The organism is Mesorhizobium sp. M4A.F.Ca.ET.020.02.1.1 (assembly GCF_004022645.1).
GTDB lineage: Bacteria > Pseudomonadota > Alphaproteobacteria > Rhizobiales > Rhizobiaceae > Mesorhizobium.
Genome location: NZ_RZOI01000929.1, coordinates 1 through 2,006, shown reverse-complemented (window position 1 = coordinate 2,006; position 2,006 = coordinate 1). Strand labels below are relative to the sequence as shown.

At 63.9% G+C, this 2,006-nt stretch carries 4 protein-coding genes; 3 read left to right on the top strand and 1 reads right to left on the bottom strand.

Features of this window, described 5'->3' with window-relative positions:
* The 3 genes from EN742_RS33230 to msrB all read left to right on the top strand — a co-directional run.
* Window positions 1–297, top strand: a 297-nt coding sequence (locus EN742_RS33230; protein ID WP_189375705.1) for an anti-sigma factor, incomplete at its 5' end; no start/stop codon positions are given.
* A gap of 225 nt (window positions 298–522) precedes the next feature.
* A complete protein-coding gene (locus EN742_RS33225) occupies window positions 523–1,080 on the top strand; it encodes a fasciclin domain-containing protein (RefSeq protein WP_126057177.1) in 558 nt (185 codons plus the stop codon).
* Between the two features lie 204 nt (window positions 1,081–1,284).
* Window positions 1,285–1,788, top strand: a complete 504-nt coding sequence (gene msrB, locus EN742_RS33220) for a peptide-methionine (R)-S-oxide reductase MsrB (RefSeq protein WP_126057176.1) — start codon at window positions 1,285–1,287, stop codon at window positions 1,786–1,788.
* Between the two features lie 8 nt (window positions 1,789–1,796).
* On the opposite strand, the gene EN742_RS33215 is transcribed toward msrB, so the two are convergent.
* A partial coding sequence (locus EN742_RS33215) for a DUF2269 family protein (protein WP_128333785.1) occupies window positions 1,797–2,006 on the bottom strand: 210 nt, incomplete at its 5' end.

Sequence of the window (2,006 nt, the reverse complement as noted above, 5' to 3'; positions counted from 1 at the left end):
GTCAAATACCTCGTCGTCTACGACGCTGCGCGCCGCGATGTCGGTCTCTCCCTTGTCTCCGGCGAGCGTGCCGCCGGCAAGGACTTCGAGCTGTGGATGATCGAGGGCAAGAACGCGCGGGTTTCGATGGGCGTCATTCCCGCCGGCCAGACGACGCACATGGCCGTCACCCCTGCTGTTGAGCAGAAGCTCGCGCAAGGCGCCGTGCTCGCCGTCAGCGTCGAGCCCATCGGCGGCTCGCCGACCGGCCAGCCGACCGGGCCGGTTGTCGCCGCGGGCGACCTGAAGGGCATCTAGTCTCTTCGAGGATTGAGCGCCCTCCCTGAAAGAATAATCGAAATCTATCCTGCATGAGGTTAGAACGAGAAAAGTTTCTTTCTGGATGCGCGCTCATCAGCGTAATTTCGTCCCGCGCAAGGTCAGATAAAAATTTTTGAGAGCCGGGCGAAACTCGCGCAAGTCTGCCCCGTATCTCCTGGTGTTCCCAAAGACGGGCAACGATATCCAGAGGAGATAGAAATCATGCGTAAATTCGCCACCCTTTTGCTCGCCGGTACTATTGGTCTTTCCACGCTCGGTGCCGCCGCCTATGCCGCCAATCCGATGGTCGGCGGCGCGCCGATGTATGCCAAGAAGAACATCATCGAGAATGCCGTCAATTCGAAGGACCACACCACGCTGGTCGCCGCCGTCAAGGCCGCCGGCCTGGTCGACACGCTGCAGGGCGCCGGCCCGTTCACCGTCTTCGCGCCGACCAACGAGGCCTTCGCCGCGCTGCCCACCGGCACCGTCGAGATGCTGCTCAAGCCCGAGAACAAGGACAAGCTCACCAAGATCCTGACCTGCCACGTCATCGCCGCCAAGGCGATGGCTGCTGACGTCGCCAAGATGGCCAAGGCCGATGGCGGCGCGCACAAGGTCAAGACCGCCGGCGGCTGCGAACTGACGCTCAAGGCCGACAAGGGCAAGGTCACCGTGACCGACGAGAACGGCAATGTCGCCAATGTCACGATCGCCGACGTCCGGCAGTCCAACGGCGTCATCCACGTCATCGACAAGGTGCTGCTGCCGAAGATGTAACAAAGACGCCGCTGCCAGCGAAGACATGGCAAAGGCCTTCCCCGGTTGCGCGGCTCCTCTCCTGTAGGCCGTGCGACTGATCGCTTGCTCCGCGCCGTCCACGTGAAGTGGAGCCGGCGCGGAGTTTTCGTTGGGGGGCGTCAACCGCTTTTGATTTTCGCCCGGCGCGAAAATCTGGCAAACCGGCATTGGAGGAATTGTCCCATGAACCGTCGCGATCTTCTCCTGAGCGGCGCCGCGGCCGCCGCGGTCCTAGCCGGCACGGCTGCCTTGCTGCGCATTGGTGGCGCGCCAAATGCCCGCGCCGCCGAGACCTTCGAAGTGACCAAGACCGACGCCGAATGGCGCGCCATCCTGTCCGACGCGGCCTACAATGTGCTGCGCAAGGAAGGCACCGAATATCCAGGCACCAGCCCGCTGCTCGACGAGCACCGCAAGGGCATCTTCGCCTGCGCCGGCTGCGACCTGCCGGTCTATCCCTCGGAGACCAAATTCGATTCCGGCACCGGTTGGCCGAGCTTCTGGCAGGAAATTCCCAAGGCCATCGGCACGACCGCAGACCGGTCGCTCGGCATGACCCGCACCGAGGTGCATTGCCGCCGCTGCGGCGGCCATCTCGGCCATGTCTTCGACGACGGCCCGCCGCCGACCGGTCTGCGCCATTGCATCAACGGCGTGGCGCTGAGCTTCAAGCCGGCCGCCGCCTAAGTGGCGCTTTAGTTCAGGCCGAGAAGCGTGATGCTGGGCTTGGTCAGCATCAGCCAGAAGATGGCGACCACGGCGAAGAAAGCCGGAAAGCCGAACGCGAACCAGACGCGGTAGAGCCGGTCGAAGCCTGGTGGCAGGGCGGTCGCTTCCGCCGCAGCGTGTTTGGCCATGTCGCGCAAGCGGATCTGGATCCAGACCACCGGCAGCCAGAACAGGCC